Raw genomic sequence first — 18,859 nt, 5'->3', positions numbered from 1 at the left:
AAAAGTAAAAATTAAATAACTGGTTTATATGAAATTTTGGCTAAAATTATAAAAATTTTTTCAAGGAACAAGCATGAAAAGAATAGTTGTTAAAGTGGGATCTCATGTGATTAGCGAAGAAAATACTTTAAGTTTTGAGCGTCTTAAAAATTTAGTCGCATTTTTAGCTAAACTCATGGAAAAATATGAAGTGATTTTAGTAACTTCAGCGGCTATTTCAGCAGGACACACCAAACTAGATATCGATAGAAAAAACCTCATTAATAAACAAGTTTTAGCCGCTATTGGACAACCTTTTTTAATCAGTGTTTATAATGAACTTTTAACCAAATTTAACAAACTAGGCGGACAAATTTTACTTACAGGTAAGGATTTTGACTCTAGAAAAGCTACTAAACACGCAAAAAATGCTATCGATATGATGATAAATTTAGGAATTTTGCCTATTATCAATGAAAATGACGCTACAGCTATAGAAGAAATTGTCTTTGGTGATAATGATAGCTTAAGTGCTTATGCTACGCATTTTTTTGATGCGGATTTGCTTGTGATTTTAAGTGATATTGATGGATTTTACGATAAAAATCCTAGTGAATTTAGCGATGCAAAGCGTTTAGAAAAAATCACCCATATCAAAGAAGAATGGCTACAAGCAACCATAAAAACAGGTAGTGAGCACGGAACAGGTGGTATAGTAACCAAACTTAAGGCAGCTAAATTTTTACTTGAACACAATAAAAAAATGTTTTTAGCAAGTGGCTTTAATCTAAATGTAATTGAAACCTTTTTTCTTGAAAATAAACAAATAGGCGGAACTTTGTTTGAGTGATTAATTTATTAAATTCTCTTTTAAAATCAAATAAGTTATAATTAAAACTTTTAATTTCACACAAAGCGAAAAAATGAAAAAAATTATTTTTATGGGTACTCCATCTTATGCAACTTGTATTTTAAAAGCACTAGTAGAAAATGAAAATTTTAAACTCGTAGCACTTTTTACCCAGCCTGATAAAGCCGTAGGTAGAAAGCAAATTTTAACTCCAAGTGATACTAAGGCTTTTTTAAGTCAAAATTATCCTAGTATTCCTATTTTTACTCCAAGTTCTTTAAAAGATGAAAATATTATAAGAGAGATTAAGGATTTAAATCCTGATTTTATCGTGGTTGCTGCCTATGGAAAAATTTTACCTAAAGCCATTTTGGATTTAGCACCTTGTGTGAATTTACACGCTTCTTTACTTCCAAAATACCGTGGTGCCAGTCCGATCCAAAGTGCGATTTTAAACAAAGATGAAAAAAGTGGAGTTTGCACCATGCTGATGGAAGAAGGGCTTGACACAGGTGCTATACTTGAAAGCTTAGAATGTGATATAAAAGATAAAAATTCAAGTGAAGTTTTTGAACTTTTAGCAGATTTGGCCGCTAAGCTCATCCTCTCTACTCTTTTAAATTTCGATAAAATCACCCCTAAAAAACAAGAGGAAAGTCTAGCAACACTTTGTAGAAAAATCAAAAAAGAAGATGGGCTTATAAATTTGCAAAATGCAAGAGAACTTTATCAAAAATATCTAGCTTTTACCCCTTGGCCTGGAGTTTTCTTGGAAAATGGACTTAAATTCTTAGAGCTTGAACTTGTGGATGAATTAAAACAAAATGCTAAGATGGGTGAAATTTTAGAATTAGAAAAAGAAAGTTTTTTGCTTGCTTGCAAACAAGGAATTTTGCGTATTAAAAAACTTCAAGAAAGTGGAAAAAAAGCTCTTGATGGCAGGACTTATTTAAATGGAAAAAGGCTTAAAAGTGAAGATAGTTTGTGTTGAAAGTATAGATTCAACTCATCTTTTTTTATGCGAGCAAATACGCAATGGAAAGATTGATGGAAATTTTGCTATTTATGCTTTAGAACAAACAAATGGAGTTGGAAGTAAGGAAAATTCTTGGCAAAGCTCTAAAGGAAATTTACATCTTTCTTTTTGTATTAAAGAAGAAGATTTGCCAAAAGATTTGCCTTTGGCTTCTGTAAGTATTTATTTTGCTTATTTACTTAAAGAACTTTTACAAGAAAAAGGTTCTAAAATTTGGCTTAAATGGCCTAATGATTTATATTTAGATGATAAAAAAGCTGGAGGAGTTATAAGTGCTAAAATTTCAAATTTTATCATAGGCGGTATGGGTTTAAATCTCAAATTTTCACCCCAAAATACAGCTTTATGTGATATAGAAATTTCGCTTAAAGATTTAGTGAGTGAGTTTTTGCAAAAAGTAGAAAAAAAAATTTTATGGAAGAATATTTTTAGCAAGTATATGTTAGAATTTGAAAAATCAAGAAAATTTAGCGTCCATCATGAAGGTAAAGTTTTTTCACTTGAAAATTCTTTTTTGTATGAAGATGGTTCAATTTTACTAGGCGATAAAAGGGTGTATAGTTTAAGATGAGCGAAATTATTACAATAGCAAATCAAAAAGGTGGGGTAGGAAAGACTACAACAGCAGTAAATTTAGCTGCTTCTTTGGCTGTGGCTGAAAAAAAGGTACTTTTGATTGATGTTGATCCACAAGCTAATGCGACTACAGGGCTTGGTTTTAATCGTAATAATTATGAGTATAATATTTACCATGTTTTTATAGGAAGAAAAAAGCTTTCAGATATTATTTTAAAAACAGAATTGCCACAACTTCATTTAGCTCCTTCAAATATAGGTCTTGTAGGTATAGAACAAGAGCTTGCTAAAGGTGAAAATAATGAGAAAAAAATGTTACTTAAGAATCAAATTCAAGAAGTGATTGATGAGTATGATTTTATTATTATTGATTCTCCACCTGCCCTTGGAAGTATTACTATAAATGCTTTTGCAGCAAGCGATAGCGTAATTATCCCTATACAGTGTGAATTTTATGCACTTGAGGGTGTAGCTATGGTTTTAAATACAATTAAAATTATCAAAAAAACTATTAATTCTAAACTCAGGGTTCGTGGATTTTTACCGACAATGTATAGCTCTCAAAATAATCTTTCTAAAGATGTTGTAGATGATTTGAAGCAAAATTTTAAAAAACAACTTTTTACTATTAATGGAAATGAAGATGACTTTATTGTGATCCCTCGCAATGTAAAGCTTGCAGAAAGTCCAAGTTTTGGAAAGCCTATAATTCTTTATGATATTAAATCACCAGGTTCTGTTGCTTATCAAAATTTGGCGTATTCTATATTAGGATAATTATAATGGGGTTAAATAAAGATAGGGGTTTAAGTAGTTTAATCAGTGATATGGATACTGTTTACAGTAAAGAATTGGGTTTTGATAAAAATCAAAGCACTATGATAGAAATTGATCAAATTTCACCTAATCCATTTCAGCCAAGAAAGAATTTTGATCAAGAAGCTTTAGATGAGCTTGCTAATTCTATCAAAGAATTTGGACTTATTCAGCCTATTATTGTATTTAAAAAAAATAATAAATTTATTTTAGTTGCTGGAGAACGTCGCTTAAGAGCAGTGAAAGCATTAGGAAAAAAAGAAATTCTAGCTTTTATTGCTGATATTGATGAGAATAAGCTTAGAGAATTGGCTCTTATTGAAAATATACAAAGAGAGAATTTAAACCCTATTGAGCTTGCTAATTCTTATAAGGATTTGATGCAAGTTCATAAAATTACTCAAGAGAATTTAGCAGAACTTATTCATAAGTCTCGTACTCAAATAACAAATACTTTAAGACTTTTGAATTTAGATATTAGAACTCAAGAGTTGATTGCTTCTGGAAAAATTTCTCAGGGTCATGCTAAAGTTTTGGTTGGTTTAGATCAAAAAGATGAAAAAATGTTGGTTGATAGCATAATAGGTCAAAAACTTAATGTTAGAGATACTGAAAAAATAGTTAAAAAAATAAAAAATAATGAAAGCTTACCTAATCAAGAATTTGAAGATGAAATAAAAAAATTAAAACAAATACTAAATCACTTTGGATTTGACTGCAAAAATAAAAATAATGATTTTGTAATTCATTTAGAAAATATTGATAAAATTAAAAAATTAATCAAAATGCTTGAAAAGCTTTAACTAAAATATTAGCTTTTTTATGGTAAAATAGTCTTTCGAAAATTCTAATCAAGGAGAATTATGTTTGAAGATATGCATCCTTCCATAATGCTTGCTACTATGGCTATTTTTTTAGCTATGATAGTTATTTTAAATAGTATGTTATATAAGCCACTTTTAAAATTTATGGATGAAAGAAATGATTCTATAAAAAATGATGAGAATAAGGTAAAAGAAAATTCTCAAGAAGTTTTAGGTGTAAATGATGAATTAGAGGCCATTCATATTAATACCAGAGAAGAAATTCAAAAAATTAAACAAAGTGCTATAGCTGCTGCTAAAGAAGAAGCGGAGCAAATTCTTAGAAGCAAGAAAGAAGAATTAGAAAGAAAAATGGCCAGTTTTTATGCAGATTTAGCTGTTCAAAAACAAGAATTACAAGAACATTTAAACATACATTTACCTGAGCTTAAGCAAGCTTTGCAAAATAACATAAAGAGAATTTAAGAGGAGAGAAATGAGTAAGTTATTATTTATTATATTTTTGCTACCTTTATATGCTTTTGGTGCATCAAATGGTAGTGGAGAATATGATATTATTCCAAGGACTATTAATTTTCTAATTTTTGTGGCTATATTGTATTATTTTGTTGCAACTCCATTTAAAAATTTTTATAAAAATCGTATTGTAAAAATTTCTTCTAAACTTGATGAAATTCAAAAAAAACTTTTAGAAAGTAAAGCTAAGAAATTAGATACGATGAAAAAACTTGAAGAAGCTAAAGCAAATGCCACTGCTGCTTTAGTTACAGCAAAAAAAGAAGCTGAAATTTTAGTTCAAAATATCAAGAAAGAGACTCAAGACGAGTTAGATTTACTTCAAAAACATTTTGAGGAACAGAAAGATTATGAATTTAGAAAAATGGAAAAAGAATTGGTATCAAATATTTTAAATGAAATTTTTTCTGATCCAAATATGACATTAAAACAAAGTGAAATAATAGAACTTATGATGAAGAAGGTATCTTAAATATGGAAAATATAATTGCAAGAAGATATGCAAAAGCGATAGCTTCAAGATCTGATATAAATGAATTTTATCAGAATTTGTGTATTTTAAATTCTGCTTTTGTTTTGCCAAAATTTAAAAATATTATAGAATCTAATGAGATTAAAAAAGAAAGAAAAATGGAATTTCTTGATTCTTTTTTTGATATTAAAAATTCTAGTTTTCAAAATTTTTTAAGACTTTTGATTAAAAATTCAAGATTAGAATGCATTCCTCAAATAGTTAAAGAACTTGAAAGACAGAAAGCTTTTAAAGAAAATATTTTTGTTGGTATTGTGTATTCTAAAGAAAAATTAAGTCAAGAAAATCTTAAAGATCTTGAAGTAAAACTTAACAAAAAATTTGACGCAAATATTAAATTAAACAATAAAATCAGTCAAGATGATAGTGTTAAAATAGAATTAGAAGAATTAGGTTATGAACTTTCTTTTTCTATGAAAGCTCTTCAAAATAAGCTAAATGAATATATATTGAAAATTATCTAAGGAGAAAAAGTAAATGAAATTTAAAGCTGATGAGATCAGTTCAATAATCAAAGAAAGAATTGAAAATTTTGATTTAAATCTTGAAATTGAAGAAACAGGAAAGATTATTTCTGTAGCTGATGGTGTTGCTAAGGTATATGGACTTAAGAATATTATGGCTGGAGAAATGGTAGAATTTGAAAATGGTGATAAAGGAATGGCCTTAAACCTTGAAGAGTCGAGTGTAGGTATTGTTATACTTGGAAAAGGAGAAGGTTTAAAAGAAGGTGCTTCTGTAAAAAGACTTAAGAAATTACTTAAAGTTCCAGTAGGTGAGGCTTTGATTGGCCGTGTTGTAAATGCTTTAGGTGAGCCAATTGATGCTAAAGGTGTGATCAATGCTAATGAATATCGTTTTGTTGAAGAAAAAGCAAAAGGTATTATGGCGAGAAAAAGTGTTCATGAGCCTTTACATACAGGAATTAAAGCTATTGATGCGCTTGTGCCAATTGGTCGTGGTCAAAGAGAGCTTATCATAGGTGATAGACAAACAGGTAAAACTACTGTTGCTGTTGATACTATTATATCTCAAAGAGGCCAAGGAGTTATCTGTATATATGTTGCAATTGGTCAAAAGCAAAGTACAGTGGCACAAGTGGTTAAAAGACTAGAAGAACATGGTGCTATGGAATATACTATTGTTGTAAATGCCGGTGCTTCAGATCCTGCGGCTTTACAGTACTTAGCTCCATATACTGGTGTAACCATGGGTGAATTTTTTAGAGACAACGCAAAACATGCTTTAATTGTTTATGATGATTTGAGCAAGCATGCTGTAGCTTATCGCGAAATGTCTTTGATTTTACGTCGTCCTCCAGGTCGTGAAGCTTATCCAGGCGATGTTTTTTACCTTCATTCAAGATTGCTTGAAAGAGCAAGCAAGCTAAATGATGAATTAGGTGCTGGTTCTTTGACGGCATTGCCGATAATTGAAACACAAGCAGGAGATGTTTCTGCTTATATTCCAACTAATGTTATTTCAATTACAGATGGACAAATTTTCTTAGAAACTGATTTATTTAATTCAGGAATTCGTCCTGCAATTAATGTTGGTTTATCAGTATCTCGTGTAGGTGGGGCTGCTCAAATTAAAGCTACAAAACAAGTTTCAGGCACATTAAGACTTGACCTTGCTCAATATAGAGAGCTCCAAGCTTTTGCACAATTTGCTAGTGATTTAGATGAGGCAAGTAGAAAACAACTTGAACGTGGACAAAGAATGGTTGAACTCTTAAAACAACCACCTTATTCTCCGCTTAGCGTTGAAAAACAAGTAGTTTTAATTTTTGCAGGAACCAAAGGTTTCTTAGATGATATTGCTGTTTCTAGAATTAAAGAATTTGAAGATGGAATTTATCCTTTTATTGAGGCCAAACATCCAGATATTTTTGAGCAAATTCGCTCTAAAAAAGCTTTAGATTCTGATTTGGAAGAAAAACTAGCTAAAGCCATTAATGAGTTTAAAGCAAATCATTTATAAGGTCTTTTATGTCTAATTTAAAAGAAATTAAAAGAAAAATTAAAAGTGTTCATAACACTCAAAAGACTACAAATGCTATGAAGTTAGTTTCTACTGCTAAGTTAAAAAAAGCAGAAGAAGCAGCTAAAAGATCAAAAATTTATGCGCAAAAAATCGATGAAATTTTAAGTGAAATTTCATTTCAGATCAATAAAATTGTTCACAATGAAGATGATGTGCGTTTATCTTTGTTTCATAAAAAAGAACAAATTAAAACTGTAGATTTAATATTTATCACTGCAGATAAAGGCTTATGCGGTGGTTTTAATATTAAGACTTTAAAAGCAGTAAGTGAAATGCTAAAAGAATATGAAGCAAAAAATATTAATATTCGTCTTAGAGCTATAGGTAAAACTGGGATTGAATATTTTAATTTTCAAAAAATAGAATTGTTAGAGAAATATTTCCATCTTAGTTCTAGTCCTGACTATGAGAAAGCATGTGAAGTAATTCATGCTGCTGTAGATGATTTTTTAAATGGAAATACAGATGAAGTGATTTTAGTTCATAATGGTTATAAAAATATGATTACCCAAGAACTTAAAATTAATCATCTTATTCCAGTTGAACCAAAGAGTATTGAACAGACTCATAATTCTCTTTTAGAGCTTGAACCAGAAGGAACTGAGCTTTTAGAAGATTTAATGAAAACATATTTCGAGTATAATATGTATTATGCATTAATCGATTCTTTGGCGGCAGAGCATAGTGCAAGAATGCAAGCTATGGATAATGCAACTAATAACGCAAAGGCAAGAGTGAAACAACTAAATTTAGCTTATAATAAAGCAAGACAAGAATCTATTACCACTGAGCTTATAGAAATTATCAGTGGTGTTGAATCAATGAAATAGTAAATTTTAAGGAGAAGATAAATAATGCAAGGATTTATTTCACAGGTATTAGGTCCGGTTGTTGATGTAGATTTTAACGACTATTTACCTCAAATTAATGAAGCAATTGTTGTAAATTTTGAAAGCGAAGGAAAAAAACATAAACTTGTTTTAGAAGTAGCAGCTCATTTAGGAGATAATAGAGTTAGAACTATTGCTATGGATATGACAGATGGTTTGGTAAGGGGCTTAAAAGCTGAGGCTTTAGGTGCTCCTATCAGTGTTCCTGTTGGTGAGAAAGTTTTAGGAAGAATTTTCAATGTTACTGGAGATTTGATCGATGAAGGTGAAGAAATTTCTTTTGATAAAAAATGGGCAATTCATAGAGATCCACCAGCTTTTGAAGATCAAAGCACAAAAAGTGAGATTTTTGAAACAGGGATTAAAGTTGTAGATTTACTTGCTCCTTATGCAAAAGGTGGTAAAGTAGGTCTTTTTGGTGGTGCAGGTGTTGGTAAAACTGTTATTATTATGGAGCTTATTCACAATGTTGCATTTAAGCATAGTGGCTATTCTGTATTTGCAGGCGTAGGTGAGAGAACTCGTGAAGGAAATGACCTTTATAATGAAATGAAAGAAAGCAATGTTTTAGACAAAGTTGCTCTATGTTATGGACAAATGAATGAACCACCAGGGGCAAGAAATCGTATTGCTTTAACAGGTTTAACAATGGCTGAGTATTTTAGAGATGAAATGGGTCTTGATGTGCTTATGTTTATTGATAATATCTTTAGATTTTCACAATCAGGTTCTGAAATGTCAGCACTTTTAGGAAGAATTCCATCAGCTGTGGGTTATCAACCAACCTTAGCAAGTGAAATGGGTAAATTCCAAGAAAGAATTACTTCAACTAAAAAAGGCTCAATCACTTCAGTTCAAGCTGTTTACGTTCCAGCTGATGACTTAACCGACCCAGCTCCAGCAACTGTTTTTGCTCACTTAGATGCTACAACGGTTTTAAATAGAGCTATTGCTGAAAAGGGTATTTATCCTGCAGTTGACCCACTTGACTCAACTTCAAGAATGCTTGACCCAAATATCATTGGAGAAGAACATTATAAAGTTGCTCGTGGTGTTCAATCAGTGCTTCAAAAATACAAAGATTTACAAGATATCATCGCCATTTTAGGTATGGATGAGCTTAGCGAAGAGGATAAACTTGTAGTTGAAAGAGCAAGAAAGATTGAAAAATTCTTATCACAACCATTTTTCGTTGCAGAAGTTTTCACAGGTAGCCCAGGAAAATATATAAGCCTTGAAGATACAATAGCAGGATTTAAGGGAATTTTAGAAGGTAAATATGATCATTTACCAGAAAATGCTTTCTATATGGTTGGAAATATAGATGAAGCTATTGCAAAAGCGGATAAATTAAAAGGTTAATTTATGAACGATTTGATTAATTTCGAGATAGTTACGCCTTTGGGTGTAATCTATCAAGGAGAAGTAAAATCTGTTACTTTACCGGGTAGTGAAGGAGAATTTGGCGTGCTTAAAGGACATGCTGCTTTGGTTTCTTCTTTAAAATCTGGAGTAATTGATATTGAAAAAGCTGATTTAAACCATGAATTAATTGCTATTGATGCTGGACATGCAAAGGTAGATGAAGATAAGATTTGCGTGTTAGCAAAGGGTGCGGTTTGGGTTTGTGGAAGTGATGAAAGTGAGATTGAAAAAAATCTTGCTCAAGCAAAAGATTTGATTAAATCTATGAGTTCTGATAATGCAGCTTTAGCAGCAACTTTTTCAAAACTTGATAATGCAAGGATGCATTAATGAATTTTGAAGCTATATTTCATTTTTTCAATGGTTCAAGTATTATTACTTATATAGTTTTATTATGGCTTTCTTTATATTTTATTTTAGCATTTAGTATTTTGTTTGCTAGATTGACTTATTTGGCTACATGGAGAAATAAGGAAAAAGAAAGTTTAGAAACTTTGCTCTTGGGTGAGAAGGATTTAAGTCGTACTGATTCGATTTTAAGAAAATGCAATGATACAACTTCAAATCATTTAGAAATCTATAAAAATTTAGCAAGTCGCCGCGCTTCTGCTGGACTTACTTGGCTTAGTATTATTGCTTCAACTTCACCTTTTATAGGTCTTTTTGGGACGGTTATTTCTATACTTGAAACTTTTGGTGGGCTTGGAACTCAAAATTCTTTAAGTATCATAGCTCCTAAAATCAGCGAGGCTTTAGTTGCTACAGGTTGTGGTATTTTAGTAGCAATTCCTGCTTATACATTTCATCTCATCATTAAAAGAAAAGCTTTTGAACTTTTAAGCATTATTGATAGCGAGATTAAAGTTATAAGTTCGAGTAAATAAGGTTAAAAATGCCATTTGATGATGAAAAACCTGAACTTAATATCACACCTTTAGTAGATATTATGCTTGTATTGCTTGCGATTTTAATGGTAACAGCTCCAAGCATTACTTATGAAGAAAAAATTAATCTTCCACAAGGTAGTCAAAAAAATACTAGCGCTCCAACTGTTAAGAGTTTAATTATTAGTATTAATGCAAAAAAAGAAATTTTTTTAAATCAAGAAAAATACGATTTTATAAGTTTTGCTGACAATCTTGCTCAAAGAAAAGCACAATTTAATACCGAAGATCCGGTTTTTATACGCGCTGATAAAAGCTTAAAATATGACGATGTTATTTCAGTCTTAAGAAGTGTAAAAAATTTAGGATTTAATAAAGTTGCTTTACAGACTGAATAATCATGAAAAATTATGGTTTGAGTAATTTAAATTCGTTTTTACTTGCTTTAGCAATATATATTAGTATAGTAATTCTTGTTTTTTTTAGACTTGTAAGCGAGGTTGAACCTGCTATACAATATACCGATATAAAAGATAGTTTTGTAGATATTGAACTTGCTGAACCATCAAAACAAGTTATTACTCAAAGCAACACTCCTAAAAAAATACAAAAACCAACAGAGCAAGTTGATATAGAAAAGCTTTTTGCTCAGACTACAAATAAAACAGTCAAAACAGAAGATATTGACCAAAAGGCAAGTAATTTTAATGAGCTTTTTGGAAATATCAAAGAAATACAAGAAGAAAAGACTACAAAAATTCAATCAAGTGCTAAATCAGGAGCTTCTAGCGCCCCAAAACCTCAAGCTTCCGAACTTGTAAAACAACTTAATGATAGTTTACTTCAAGAAGAAAGTTCAACGCAAGGAGAAAGCACAAAGGCGCAAAAGATTGGAATTTATGATGAATTTTTAGGGAAAGTTGTGCGTATTATCACTCAAAGATGGACTCAGTATTATCCAAATAGTGAAAAAATTTCTGTTAAGGTAAAAATTTTTATTGATGAAAATGGAAAATTTGGCTATACTTCAGTTGAAAAAAGTGGGAATCCTTTATATGATGCTAAAGTGGCTGAATTTTTAGAAAGTCAAAAAGGTAAATTTATTACTTATCCTCCGCAAAATAAAAATATAAGCATTACCATGAATTTAAGAGATGAAGCAAAAGTTAAAAATGATTAGGAGAACAAAATGAAAAAAATTGTAGCAATTTTTTTAGTCTTTTTAGGAAGTCTTTGGGCAGAAGATCCAGTGATTGATGTTGTTAATTCTGGTGTAGTTTTACCAAAGATTATCGTTAAAGATAATTCAAATTTAAGTGATGAGAATTTAAAGAAAAGCTTTTATAATATCATTGTGAACGATTTGAAAGTAAGTTCAAACTTTGAAGTTGTTGCTAATGCAACTGAGACAAGTAATTATACTTTTGAATACGCTTTAAATAAAAATGGTAACACTTTGAGTTTAAATGTAAAAATAAAAGCTGGCGGTTCTGATAAGTCAGAGCAAACTTATACTTTAAATGGTTTAGAGCAATATCCATTTTTGGCACATAAAAGCGTCAAAGCTTCTGTAAATGCGTTAGGACTTGCACCTGTTGATTGGATGGATCATAAAATTTTGATCGCGAGAAATTCTAGCTCTAAAAAAAGTCAAATTATTATGGCTGATTATACTTTAACTTATCAAAAAGTTATTGTTGATGGTGGGCTTAATTTATTTCCAAAATGGGGAAATAAAGAACAAACTCTATTTTATTATACAGCTTATGATCATGATAAGCCAACTTTATACCGTTATGATTTAAATACCAATAAAGCTAGTAAAATTTTATCAAGCGGCGGTATGGTTGTAGCAAGTGATGTGAGTGTAGATGGAAGTAAACTACTTGTTACCATGGCTCCAAAAGATCAGCCTGATGTTTATTTATATGACTTAAATACCAAAAATCTAACACAATTAACTAATTATTCTGGTATTGATGTTAATGGAAATTTTATTGGCTCAGATGATAGTAAAGTGGTATTTGTAAGCGATCGTTTGGGATATCCTAATATTTTTATGCAAGATTTAAATAGTAATAGTGCTGAACAAGTTGTTTTTCATGGTAGAAACAATTCGGCTGTTTCGACTTATAAAGATTTTTTGGTTTATTCAAGTCGTGAACCAAATCAAGCAGGTGTTTTTAATATTTATTTGATGTCAATTAATAGTGATTATATTCGTCAACTTACAGCAAATGGAAAAAATTTATTTCCAAGATTTTCTAGTGACGGTGGAAGTATAGTATTTATCAAATATTTAGGTGCGCAAAGTGCTTTAGGTGTTATTCGTGTAAATGCAAATAAGACTTTTTATTTTCCTCTTAGGGTTGGAAAAATTCAATCAATTGATTGGTAAAAATTTCAATTTTAGGTTAAAATTAATTAAAAATTAGATATAATAGTAAGAATTTATTAACTTTGAAAGGTCGTAAATGAAAAAAATTCTTTTTACTTCAATTGCAGCTCTTGCAGTTGTTATTAGTGGTTGTAGCACAAAAAGCACTAGCGTAAGCGGTGATAGTAGTGTTGATTCAAATCGTGGTTCAGGTGGAAGTGATGGTTGGGATATTGATTCAAAAATTTCTCAACTTAATGATACTTTAAATAAAGTATATTTTGATTTTGATAAATTCAACATTCGTCCTGATATGCAAAATGTTGTAAGCACAAATGCTAATATCTTTAACACTGAAGTAAGCGGTGTAAGTATTACTGTTGAAGGAAACTGCGATGAGTGGGGAACTGATGAATATAACCAAGCTCTAGGTTTAAAAAGAGCAAAAGCTGTAAAAGAAGCTTTAATCGCCAAAGGTGTAAATGCTGATAGAATTGCTGTTAAAAGCTATGGAGAAACAAATCCTGTGTGCACTGAAAAAACTAAAGCTTGCGATGCGCAAAACAGACGTGCTGAATTTAAATTATCAAGATAATTAATGAAAAAAATATTCACAGTAGCTCTTCTTGGAGCTACTTTACTTTATGCAGAAAGTTCAGCTTTTGGTGCAGGAGATATAACAAGCAATTCTTCTTATGGTTTAACTTCAAATGAAAAATTATTTAAAGAAAAGTTAGATAATTTAAATAATGAAAATATACAAACAAATGCTAGAATTAATGAAATTAACGAAAGAATCGAGGGTTTACAAAGCACTTTAGAAGGTATAAATTCTCAATATGCTAAATCAAATTCTAGATTAAGTCAAGTTGAAGAGAATAATCAAAATATTGAAAATAATTTTACTAGTGAAATTCAAAAATTAAAGGCTTATGTTGAAGAAAGTAGAAAAATTCAAGAAGCTAATAATAAGCAAGTAAAAAAAGTTTTAGCCGAACTTAGTTCTTTAGTAGATGCCATTAATGCAAATTATGTTTCTAAAAACGAATTAAATGATGCAAATTTAAGCGTTAAAACTATTACACCTAGTGTTGTTGTTTCAACTACAGATTCAAATAGTACCATTGAAAACAATAATACTCAAAATACCCAAGATGATAAAGCAAAACAAATTGATGAATCTTGGAAAAAGAAAAAAAATAATGAAATTTTAGAATTAGCGATAAAAGATGTTGATAAAAATGCTTTTGAAGATTCCAAAGCAAAATTAAATTTTCTCATAACAAAGCAGTATAAACCTGCAAGAGCAAATTTTTGGTTAGGGGAGATCGAGTATAAACAAAAAAATTATAACAATGCTATTGTTTATTATAAAAAAAGTTCTTCTTTGAGTACAAAAGGGGATTATTTCCCAAAACTTTTATATCATACTGCCATTTCATTGGATAAAACAGGTGATACAAAAACAGCAAATGGTTTTTATAAAGCTTTAAAAACTAATTATCCAAATTCACCCGAAGCAAAAGCTTCACCTAATAGAAAATAAATTAAGGAGATAAAATGGCTATAGAAAAAAATAGTGTAGTTTCAATGTTTTATGAGTTAAAAGACGCAAATACAAATGAAGTTTTAGAATCAAATTTATATTCTCAACCTATTTCTTTTATTTTGGGCAAAGGTCAGATTTTAGAAAGCTTAGAAGAAGAAGTGATGAAGCTTGATTGTCCTAGCAATGCTGATGTGGTAATTAAAAAAGAAAAAGGTTTAGGCGAATACGATGAAAATGCCGTTCAAACTTTACCAAAAGAGCAATTTGCAGGTATTGATTTAAAAGTAGGTATGGAGCTTTTTGGCGAAGGTGAAAATGGCGAAACCGTTCGTGTAACTGTAAAAGAGATTGGCGAAAATGATGTCACAATTGATTATAATCATCCTTATGCGGGTCGTGATTTGCTTTTTTCTTTAAATATCGTAGATGCTAGAGCTGCAAGTGAAGATGAAATTCTTACAGGTATTATCGCAGGAAGTCATAGTTGTGGTTGTGGAAGCGGACATGGGCACGATCATCATCACGGACACGGACACGGTGGCGGCGGTTGCTGTGGCGGTGGCGGCGGTTGCGGTTGTCATTAATGAATGCTGCGTTTATATTTCCAGGTCAAGGCTCACAAAGTCTTGGCATGGGAAAAGATTTTTATGAAAACTCTATAAAAGCCAAAGAACTCCTTCAAAACGCAAGTGATTTTTGTAAGATTGATTTTAAACATTTGCTTTTTGAAGAAAACGAAAAACTCAATCAAAGTGAATTTACTCAACCCGCCATCGTTTTAAATTCCTTAATGACTTATAGTGTTTTACTTGAAAAAAAACCTGATTTAAGTTCGAAATTTGCTTTAGGGCATTCTTTGGGAGAATTTTCAGCCTTAGCTGTCAATGGTGCTTTTGATTTTTTAGAGGCTCTTTCTTTGGTCAATAAAAGAGGGCTTTTTATGCAAGAAGATTGTGCAAAAGTTGAAGCAGGTATGATGGTGGTTTTGGGGCTTGATGATGAAAAGGTTGAAGAGCTTTGTCAAAAAGCACAAAAAGAAAACAAGCAAATTTTCGCTGCAAATTATAACTGCGATGGACAAATCGTTGTAGCAGGTTTAAAACCTGATTTAGCAAGTTATGAAAGTGTATTTAAAGAAGCAGGAGCTAAAAGAGCTATGCTTTTAAATATGAGCGTGGCAAGTCATTGTCCTCTTTTGGAAAATGCTTCAGCTAAGCTTTGTGTGGAGCTTGAAAAGGTGTTAAAACCAAATTTTAAAGCCGTAATTTCTAATGCAAATGCCAAAATTTATACAAGCAAAGAAGAAGCCCTTGAACTTTTAAAAGCACAACTTATCTCTCCTGTGCTTTATAAACAAAGCATTAAGGTATGTGAAAATGAAGTAGATTATTTCATAGAATTTGGCGCAAGTGTGCTTAAGGGTTTGAATAAAAAAATCACTTCAAAAGAAACTTATGCTTTAACAAATATGAATGATATTGATGAATTTTTAAAGGTTATATGATGAAAATAGCAATTTTAGGAGCTATGAGTGAAGAAATCACTCCTTTACTTGAAACACTTAAAGACTATACGAAAATAGAACACGCTAACAATACTTATTATTTTGCAAAGTATAAAAATCATGAACTTGTTTTAGCGTATTCTAAAATTGGCAAGGTAAATTCTACTCTTAGTGCTAGTGTGATGATAGAAAAATTTGGCGCACAAGCTTTGCTTTTTACAGGAGTTGCAGGTGCTTTTAATCCTGAACTTGAAATTGGCGATTTGCTTTATGCAACAAAATTAGCTCAATACGATCTTGATATTACTGCTTTTGGACATCCTTTGGGTTTTGTTCCAGGTAATGAAATTTTTATCAAAACCGATGAGAAATTAAACAATCTTGCTTTAGAAGTTGCTAAGGAATTAAATATCAAACTGCGTGCAGGCATTATTGCAACGGGTGATGAGTTTATTTGTGATGAAGCAAAAAAAGCAAAAATTAGAGAAATTTTCAATGCGGATGCTTGTGAAATGGAAGGCGCAAGCGTGGCTTTGGTTTGTGATGCTTTAAAGGTGCCTTGTTTTATCTTAAGAGCTATGAGTGATAAAGCAGGGGAAAAGGCTGAATTTGATTTTGATGAGTTTGTGATCAATTCAGCTAAAATTTCAGCCAATTTTGTGCTTAAAATGTGCGAGAAATTATGATAAATCTTAGCAAAAAACTCATACGCCAAGTTGCACAAGCTAATGCTAAATTTGGACTTATTAAAGATGGAGATAGGGTTCTTTTAGGGCTTAGTGGCGGGAAAGATTCTTTGGCTTTAGCCCATCTTTTAAATCGTATGCAAGCTCACGCTCCTTTTAAATTTGAACTTGAAGCGGTAACTTTGAGTTATGGTATGGGCGAGGATTATTCTCATCTTCATGCACATTGTGAAGAACACGGCATTAAACATAGCGTGCTTGATTCAAATATTTATGAAGTTTCAGGCGATACCATAAGAGAAAATTCAAGTTTTTGTAGTTATTTTTCGAGAATGCGTCGTGGAGCTTTATATACTTACGCTCTTGAAAAAGGTTTTAACAAGCTTGCTATAGCTCATCATTTAGATGATGCAGCAGAAAGCTTTTTTATGAATTTTATTCATAATGGAGCTTTAAGAACCTTAGCGCCTATTTATCAAAGCAAACGCGGTATAACTGTGATACGCCCTTTGATTTTTGTGCGAGAAAGACAGCTTAGGGATAATGCTACGCAAAATGAACTTAGCGTGATAGGAAATGAATTTTGTCCTGGTATGAAACTCAGCGAAAAAAATGTGAAATTTCCACACGCTAGAGAAGAAGCTAAACAGCTTTTAGCAAATTTAGAAAAAGATCATCCTAAGCTTTTTACAAGCTTAAAAACTGCTTTTACAAATTTACACACAGAAAGTTTTTGGCTAGAAAGGACAAAAATATGAAAAAAGCTTTTGTTTTAGTGGATTATCAAAATGATTTTATTGATGGAAGTTTAGGTTTTGATAAGGCTTTAAAAATCAAAGAAAATATTCTTAAAGTCTTAAATCAAATCGATTTTAATAACACGCATTTGCTTTTAACCTATGATACGCATGATGAGTATTATCTACAAAGTAAAGAAGGTTTAAATTTACCTGTAAAACATTGTATTAAAGAGAGTTTGGGTTGGCAAATGCCAAAGGAATTTGAACCTTTTTTACAAAAAGCTCATAAAATTTTTTATAAAAATACTTTTGGTAGCTTAGAATTAGCTAATTTCATACAAAAAAGTGATTATGAAGAACTTCATTTTGCAGGGCTTGTTTCTCATATTTGTGTGTTTTGTAATATCATTTTAGCTTTTGGTGCTAAGCCTAATGCAAGGATAATTTTACACCAAAATTTAAGTGCAAGTTTTGATGAAAATTTAGAAAAATCCGCTTTTGATATACTTAGGGCTTATGGTATTGAAATTGTTTAATGCAAGGTTTTATACTTCATACTCAAAAAGTTAAAGATGAGGATTTGATCGTTTATATTTTAAGTCCTAAAATGCTTATCAAGGCTTATCGTTTTTATGGACTTAGACATTCTAGTATTTTAAGCGGCTATAAAATCGACTTTGCTTTAGATGAAAATCCCAGCTTTTTGCCAAGACTTAAAGATGTTTTGCATTTGGGTTTTGTATGGATTATGGATCGTGAAAAAATGCTGATTTGGCAAGAGTTTATCCGTCTTTTATATAGGCATTTAAAAGATGTGGAAGAGCTTGATGGTTTTTATTTTGATTTACTTGATGAGTGTGTGAAAAGGTTTGAAAAACAAAATCCAAAGCGTGTTATTGTTGATGCTTATTTAAAAATTTTGGAATTTGAAGGAAGATTGCATAAGGATTTTTTTTGTTTTGCCTGTGATGAGAAAATCCAAAATTCCATTACACTGCTAAGGGCTTTTTTACCTTCGCATCCTCAATGTGCTTTAGGATTCGAGTTTGAAGAGAAAAAACTAAAACAATTTTATAGCAGTAAAAATTGTGCGATTTTTGATGATGAAGAAATAGAAAATTTATATCATTTGATTAAGGAAGGTTTATGATATTAAGTGATGAAAAATGTGATTTTTTAGAATCTATAGCAAGTTTTTTAAGTCCTAAAGATGTGGAGCTTGTCTTTGTGGATAGTAAAGAAATGCAAGAAATTAACTTAGAGCAAAGAAAACAAGATAAAACTACTGATGTACTTTCTTTTCCGCTTGAAAATATCGATGAGAGTTTGCCTTTGGGTTCTGTTGTGATCAATGTGGATTTGGCAAAAGAAAAGGCTAAAGAGTTAGGGCATAGCTATGAAGAAGAAATAAGCTTGCTTTTTATCCATGCTATACTTCATTTGTTAGGCTTTGATCATGAAAATGATAATGGAGAAATGAGAGAAAAAGAGAAAGAACTTATAGAGCATTTTAATTTACCTAAAAGTTTGATTGTAAGGACTTTGGAAGATTAAGTAAGATTTTTTTCAAGGGCTAGAAGACTTGCGCTTTATATTTTAAATATATGAGTAAAAATATTAAAAAAAATC

Annotated in this window: 25 protein-coding genes; all 25 read left to right on the top strand. The window is 30.8% G+C overall.

Annotated elements, in window-relative coordinates; all coding sequences use genetic code 11:
* The first annotated feature begins 73 nt into the window (after positions 1 to 73).
* The 25 genes from proB (at position 74) to ybeY (ending at position 18,784) form a co-directional block, all read left to right on the top strand.
* The gene (proB, locus tag ELQ04_RS06670) at positions 74 to 829 is read left to right on the top strand and encodes a glutamate 5-kinase (protein ID WP_002937108.1); all 756 of its coding nucleotides are present in this window, start codon (positions 74 to 76) and stop codon (positions 827 to 829) included.
* A gap of 73 nt (positions 830 to 902) precedes the next feature.
* Positions 903 to 1,820, top strand: coding sequence for a methionyl-tRNA formyltransferase (gene fmt / locus ELQ04_RS06665; protein WP_002937110.1), 918 nt, complete (start codon positions 903 to 905; stop codon positions 1,818 to 1,820).
* Entirely contained in the window at positions 1,783 to 2,436 is a 654-nt protein-coding gene (locus ELQ04_RS06660) for a biotin--[acetyl-CoA-carboxylase] ligase (protein ID WP_002937112.1), read from the top strand. Before fmt ends, ELQ04_RS06660 begins: the two co-directional genes overlap by 38 nt.
* A complete protein-coding gene (locus ELQ04_RS06655) occupies positions 2,433 to 3,218 on the top strand; it encodes an AAA family ATPase (RefSeq protein ID WP_002851697.1) in 786 nt (261 codons plus the stop codon). The genes ELQ04_RS06660 and ELQ04_RS06655 overlap by 4 nt, the downstream gene beginning before the upstream one ends.
* A gap of 5 nt (positions 3,219 to 3,223) precedes the next feature.
* A complete protein-coding gene (locus ELQ04_RS06650) occupies positions 3,224 to 4,060 on the top strand; it encodes a ParB/RepB/Spo0J family partition protein (RefSeq protein WP_002937116.1) in 837 nt (278 codons plus the stop codon).
* A 60-nt stretch (positions 4,061 to 4,120) separates the two neighbouring features.
* Positions 4,121 to 4,546, top strand: coding sequence for a FoF1 ATP synthase subunit B' (locus tag ELQ04_RS06645; RefSeq protein WP_004316583.1), 426 nt, complete (start codon positions 4,121 to 4,123; stop codon positions 4,544 to 4,546).
* Between the two features lie 10 nt (positions 4,547 to 4,556).
* Positions 4,557 to 5,069: a F0F1 ATP synthase subunit B gene (locus tag ELQ04_RS06640; RefSeq protein ID WP_044778228.1), complete on the top strand. Its 513-nt coding sequence runs from the start codon at positions 4,557 to 4,559 to the stop codon at positions 5,067 to 5,069.
* A gap of 2 nt (positions 5,070 to 5,071) precedes the next feature.
* Positions 5,072 to 5,593, top strand: a complete 522-nt coding sequence (locus ELQ04_RS06635) for a F0F1 ATP synthase subunit delta (RefSeq protein WP_004316587.1) — start codon at positions 5,072 to 5,074, stop codon at positions 5,591 to 5,593.
* Between the two features lie 13 nt (positions 5,594 to 5,606).
* Positions 5,607 to 7,112, top strand: a complete 1,506-nt coding sequence (atpA, locus tag ELQ04_RS06630; protein WP_002851836.1) for a F0F1 ATP synthase subunit alpha — start codon at positions 5,607 to 5,609, stop codon at positions 7,110 to 7,112.
* A gap of 8 nt (positions 7,113 to 7,120) precedes the next feature.
* Positions 7,121 to 8,005 carry an ATP synthase F1 subunit gamma gene (gene atpG / locus ELQ04_RS06625; protein ID WP_002866727.1) on the top strand — a complete coding sequence of 295 codons (885 nt, stop codon included), beginning with the start codon at positions 7,121 to 7,123 and terminating at the stop codon, positions 8,003 to 8,005.
* Positions 8,006 to 8,029: 24 nt separating this feature from the next.
* Positions 8,030 to 9,427 carry a F0F1 ATP synthase subunit beta gene (gene atpD / locus ELQ04_RS06620; RefSeq protein ID WP_002852005.1) on the top strand — a complete coding sequence of 466 codons (1,398 nt, stop codon included), beginning with the start codon at positions 8,030 to 8,032 and terminating at the stop codon, positions 9,425 to 9,427.
* Between the two features lie 3 nt (positions 9,428 to 9,430).
* A complete protein-coding gene (gene atpC / locus ELQ04_RS06615) occupies positions 9,431 to 9,820 on the top strand; it encodes an ATP synthase F1 subunit epsilon (RefSeq protein WP_002851752.1) in 390 nt (129 codons plus the stop codon).
* On the top strand, positions 9,820 to 10,374 hold the full coding sequence (locus tag ELQ04_RS06610) for a MotA/TolQ/ExbB proton channel family protein (RefSeq protein WP_004316599.1): 555 nt from the start codon (positions 9,820 to 9,822) through the stop codon (positions 10,372 to 10,374). The genes atpC and ELQ04_RS06610 overlap by 1 nt, the downstream gene beginning before the upstream one ends.
* 8 nt (positions 10,375 to 10,382) lie before the next feature.
* Positions 10,383 to 10,772, top strand: coding sequence for an ExbD/TolR family protein (locus ELQ04_RS06605; RefSeq protein ID WP_002866730.1), 390 nt, complete (start codon positions 10,383 to 10,385; stop codon positions 10,770 to 10,772).
* Between the two features lie 2 nt (positions 10,773 to 10,774).
* Positions 10,775 to 11,554 (top strand): TonB C-terminal domain-containing protein, encoded by a 780-nt coding sequence (locus ELQ04_RS06600; RefSeq protein WP_004316603.1) that lies wholly within the window; start codon positions 10,775 to 10,777, stop codon positions 11,552 to 11,554.
* A gap of 9 nt (positions 11,555 to 11,563) precedes the next feature.
* Entirely contained in the window at positions 11,564 to 12,772 is a 1,209-nt protein-coding gene (tolB, locus tag ELQ04_RS06595) for a Tol-Pal system protein TolB (protein WP_002860943.1), read from the top strand.
* Between the two features lie 76 nt (positions 12,773 to 12,848).
* Positions 12,849 to 13,346 carry a peptidoglycan-associated lipoprotein Pal gene (pal, locus tag ELQ04_RS06590; protein ID WP_002851617.1) on the top strand — a complete coding sequence of 166 codons (498 nt, stop codon included), beginning with the start codon at positions 12,849 to 12,851 and terminating at the stop codon, positions 13,344 to 13,346.
* Positions 13,347 to 13,349: 3 nt separating this feature from the next.
* A complete protein-coding gene (locus tag ELQ04_RS06585; RefSeq protein ID WP_002851738.1) occupies positions 13,350 to 14,297 on the top strand; it encodes a tetratricopeptide repeat protein in 948 nt (315 codons plus the stop codon).
* A 14-nt stretch (positions 14,298 to 14,311) separates the two neighbouring features.
* Complete coding sequence (locus ELQ04_RS06580) at positions 14,312 to 14,884, top strand: peptidylprolyl isomerase (protein WP_002934149.1); 573 nt, start codon at positions 14,312 to 14,314, stop codon at positions 14,882 to 14,884.
* Positions 14,885 to 14,931: 47 nt separating this feature from the next.
* Positions 14,932 to 15,804: an ACP S-malonyltransferase gene (locus tag ELQ04_RS06575; protein WP_243832549.1), complete on the top strand. Its 873-nt coding sequence runs from the start codon at positions 14,932 to 14,934 to the stop codon at positions 15,802 to 15,804.
* Positions 15,801 to 16,490 (top strand): aminodeoxyfutalosine nucleosidase, encoded by a 690-nt coding sequence (gene pfs, locus ELQ04_RS06570; protein ID WP_002859787.1) that lies wholly within the window; start codon positions 15,801 to 15,803, stop codon positions 16,488 to 16,490. The genes ELQ04_RS06575 and pfs overlap by 4 nt, the downstream gene beginning before the upstream one ends.
* The gene (locus ELQ04_RS06565; protein WP_002873452.1) at positions 16,487 to 17,248 is read left to right on the top strand and encodes an ATP-binding protein; all 762 of its coding nucleotides are present in this window, start codon (positions 16,487 to 16,489) and stop codon (positions 17,246 to 17,248) included. The genes pfs and ELQ04_RS06565 overlap by 4 nt, the downstream gene beginning before the upstream one ends.
* Positions 17,245 to 17,766, top strand: coding sequence for a cysteine hydrolase family protein (locus ELQ04_RS06560; RefSeq protein ID WP_044778229.1), 522 nt, complete (start codon positions 17,245 to 17,247; stop codon positions 17,764 to 17,766). The genes ELQ04_RS06565 and ELQ04_RS06560 overlap by 4 nt, the downstream gene beginning before the upstream one ends.
* On the top strand, positions 17,766 to 18,380 hold the full coding sequence (gene recO, locus ELQ04_RS06555; protein WP_004316610.1) for a recombination protein RecO: 615 nt from the start codon (positions 17,766 to 17,768) through the stop codon (positions 18,378 to 18,380). Before ELQ04_RS06560 ends, recO begins: the two co-directional genes overlap by 1 nt.
* Positions 18,377 to 18,784, top strand: a complete 408-nt coding sequence (gene ybeY / locus ELQ04_RS06550) for an rRNA maturation RNase YbeY (RefSeq protein ID WP_004316612.1) — start codon at positions 18,377 to 18,379, stop codon at positions 18,782 to 18,784. Before recO ends, ybeY begins: the two co-directional genes overlap by 4 nt.
* Positions 18,785 to 18,859 lie beyond the last annotated feature (75 nt).

This window comes from Campylobacter sp. CH278 (assembly GCF_004378845.1).
Taxonomy (GTDB): Bacteria; Campylobacterota; Campylobacteria; order Campylobacterales; family Campylobacteraceae; genus Campylobacter_D; species Campylobacter_D jejuni.
The sequence above is the reverse complement of the archived record's forward strand: the minus strand, read 5'-3'. Positions and strand labels throughout refer to the sequence as shown.

Excerpts from the sequence above, each read along its gene's own strand:
- ELQ04_RS06585 (WP_002851738.1), top strand. The coding sequence starts at position 13,350 with ATGAAAAAAATATTCACAGTAGCTCTTCTTGGAGCTACTTTACTTTAT.
- ELQ04_RS06580 (WP_002934149.1), top strand. The coding sequence starts at position 14,312 with ATGGCTATAGAAAAAAATAGTGTAGTTTCAATGTTTTATGAGTTAAAA.
- atpC (WP_002851752.1), top strand. The coding sequence starts at position 9,431 with ATGAACGATTTGATTAATTTCGAGATAGTTACGCCTTTGGGTGTAATC.
- atpG (WP_002866727.1), top strand. The coding sequence starts at position 7,121 with ATGTCTAATTTAAAAGAAATTAAAAGAAAAATTAAAAGTGTTCATAAC.
- recO (WP_004316610.1), top strand. The coding sequence starts at position 17,766 with ATGCAAGGTTTTATACTTCATACTCAAAAAGTTAAAGATGAGGATTTG.
- ELQ04_RS06605 (WP_002866730.1), top strand. The coding sequence starts at position 10,383 with ATGCCATTTGATGATGAAAAACCTGAACTTAATATCACACCTTTAGTA.
- ELQ04_RS06655 (WP_002851697.1), top strand. The coding sequence starts at position 2,433 with ATGAGCGAAATTATTACAATAGCAAATCAAAAAGGTGGGGTAGGAAAG.
- pfs (WP_002859787.1), top strand. The coding sequence starts at position 15,801 with ATGATGAAAATAGCAATTTTAGGAGCTATGAGTGAAGAAATCACTCCT.
- atpD (WP_002852005.1), top strand. The coding sequence starts at position 8,030 with ATGCAAGGATTTATTTCACAGGTATTAGGTCCGGTTGTTGATGTAGAT.
- fmt (WP_002937110.1), top strand. The coding sequence starts at position 903 with ATGAAAAAAATTATTTTTATGGGTACTCCATCTTATGCAACTTGTATT.
- ELQ04_RS06635 (WP_004316587.1), top strand. The coding sequence starts at position 5,072 with ATGGAAAATATAATTGCAAGAAGATATGCAAAAGCGATAGCTTCAAGA.
- pal (WP_002851617.1), top strand. The coding sequence starts at position 12,849 with ATGAAAAAAATTCTTTTTACTTCAATTGCAGCTCTTGCAGTTGTTATT.
- ELQ04_RS06610 (WP_004316599.1), top strand. The coding sequence starts at position 9,820 with ATGAATTTTGAAGCTATATTTCATTTTTTCAATGGTTCAAGTATTATT.
- ELQ04_RS06600 (WP_004316603.1), top strand. The coding sequence starts at position 10,775 with ATGAAAAATTATGGTTTGAGTAATTTAAATTCGTTTTTACTTGCTTTA.
- ELQ04_RS06650 (WP_002937116.1), top strand. The coding sequence starts at position 3,224 with ATGGGGTTAAATAAAGATAGGGGTTTAAGTAGTTTAATCAGTGATATG.
- ELQ04_RS06640 (WP_044778228.1), top strand. The coding sequence starts at position 4,557 with ATGAGTAAGTTATTATTTATTATATTTTTGCTACCTTTATATGCTTTT.
- tolB (WP_002860943.1), top strand. The coding sequence starts at position 11,564 with ATGAAAAAAATTGTAGCAATTTTTTTAGTCTTTTTAGGAAGTCTTTGG.
- ELQ04_RS06575 (WP_243832549.1), top strand. The coding sequence starts at position 14,932 with ATGGGAAAAGATTTTTATGAAAACTCTATAAAAGCCAAAGAACTCCTT.
- ybeY (WP_004316612.1), top strand. The coding sequence starts at position 18,377 with ATGATATTAAGTGATGAAAAATGTGATTTTTTAGAATCTATAGCAAGT.
- proB (WP_002937108.1), top strand. The coding sequence starts at position 74 with ATGAAAAGAATAGTTGTTAAAGTGGGATCTCATGTGATTAGCGAAGAA.
- ELQ04_RS06560 (WP_044778229.1), top strand. The coding sequence starts at position 17,245 with ATGAAAAAAGCTTTTGTTTTAGTGGATTATCAAAATGATTTTATTGAT.
- ELQ04_RS06660 (WP_002937112.1), top strand. The coding sequence starts at position 1,783 with ATGGAAAAAGGCTTAAAAGTGAAGATAGTTTGTGTTGAAAGTATAGAT.
- atpA (WP_002851836.1), top strand. The coding sequence starts at position 5,607 with ATGAAATTTAAAGCTGATGAGATCAGTTCAATAATCAAAGAAAGAATT.
- ELQ04_RS06645 (WP_004316583.1), top strand. The coding sequence starts at position 4,121 with ATGTTTGAAGATATGCATCCTTCCATAATGCTTGCTACTATGGCTATT.
- ELQ04_RS06565 (WP_002873452.1), top strand. The coding sequence starts at position 16,487 with ATGATAAATCTTAGCAAAAAACTCATACGCCAAGTTGCACAAGCTAAT.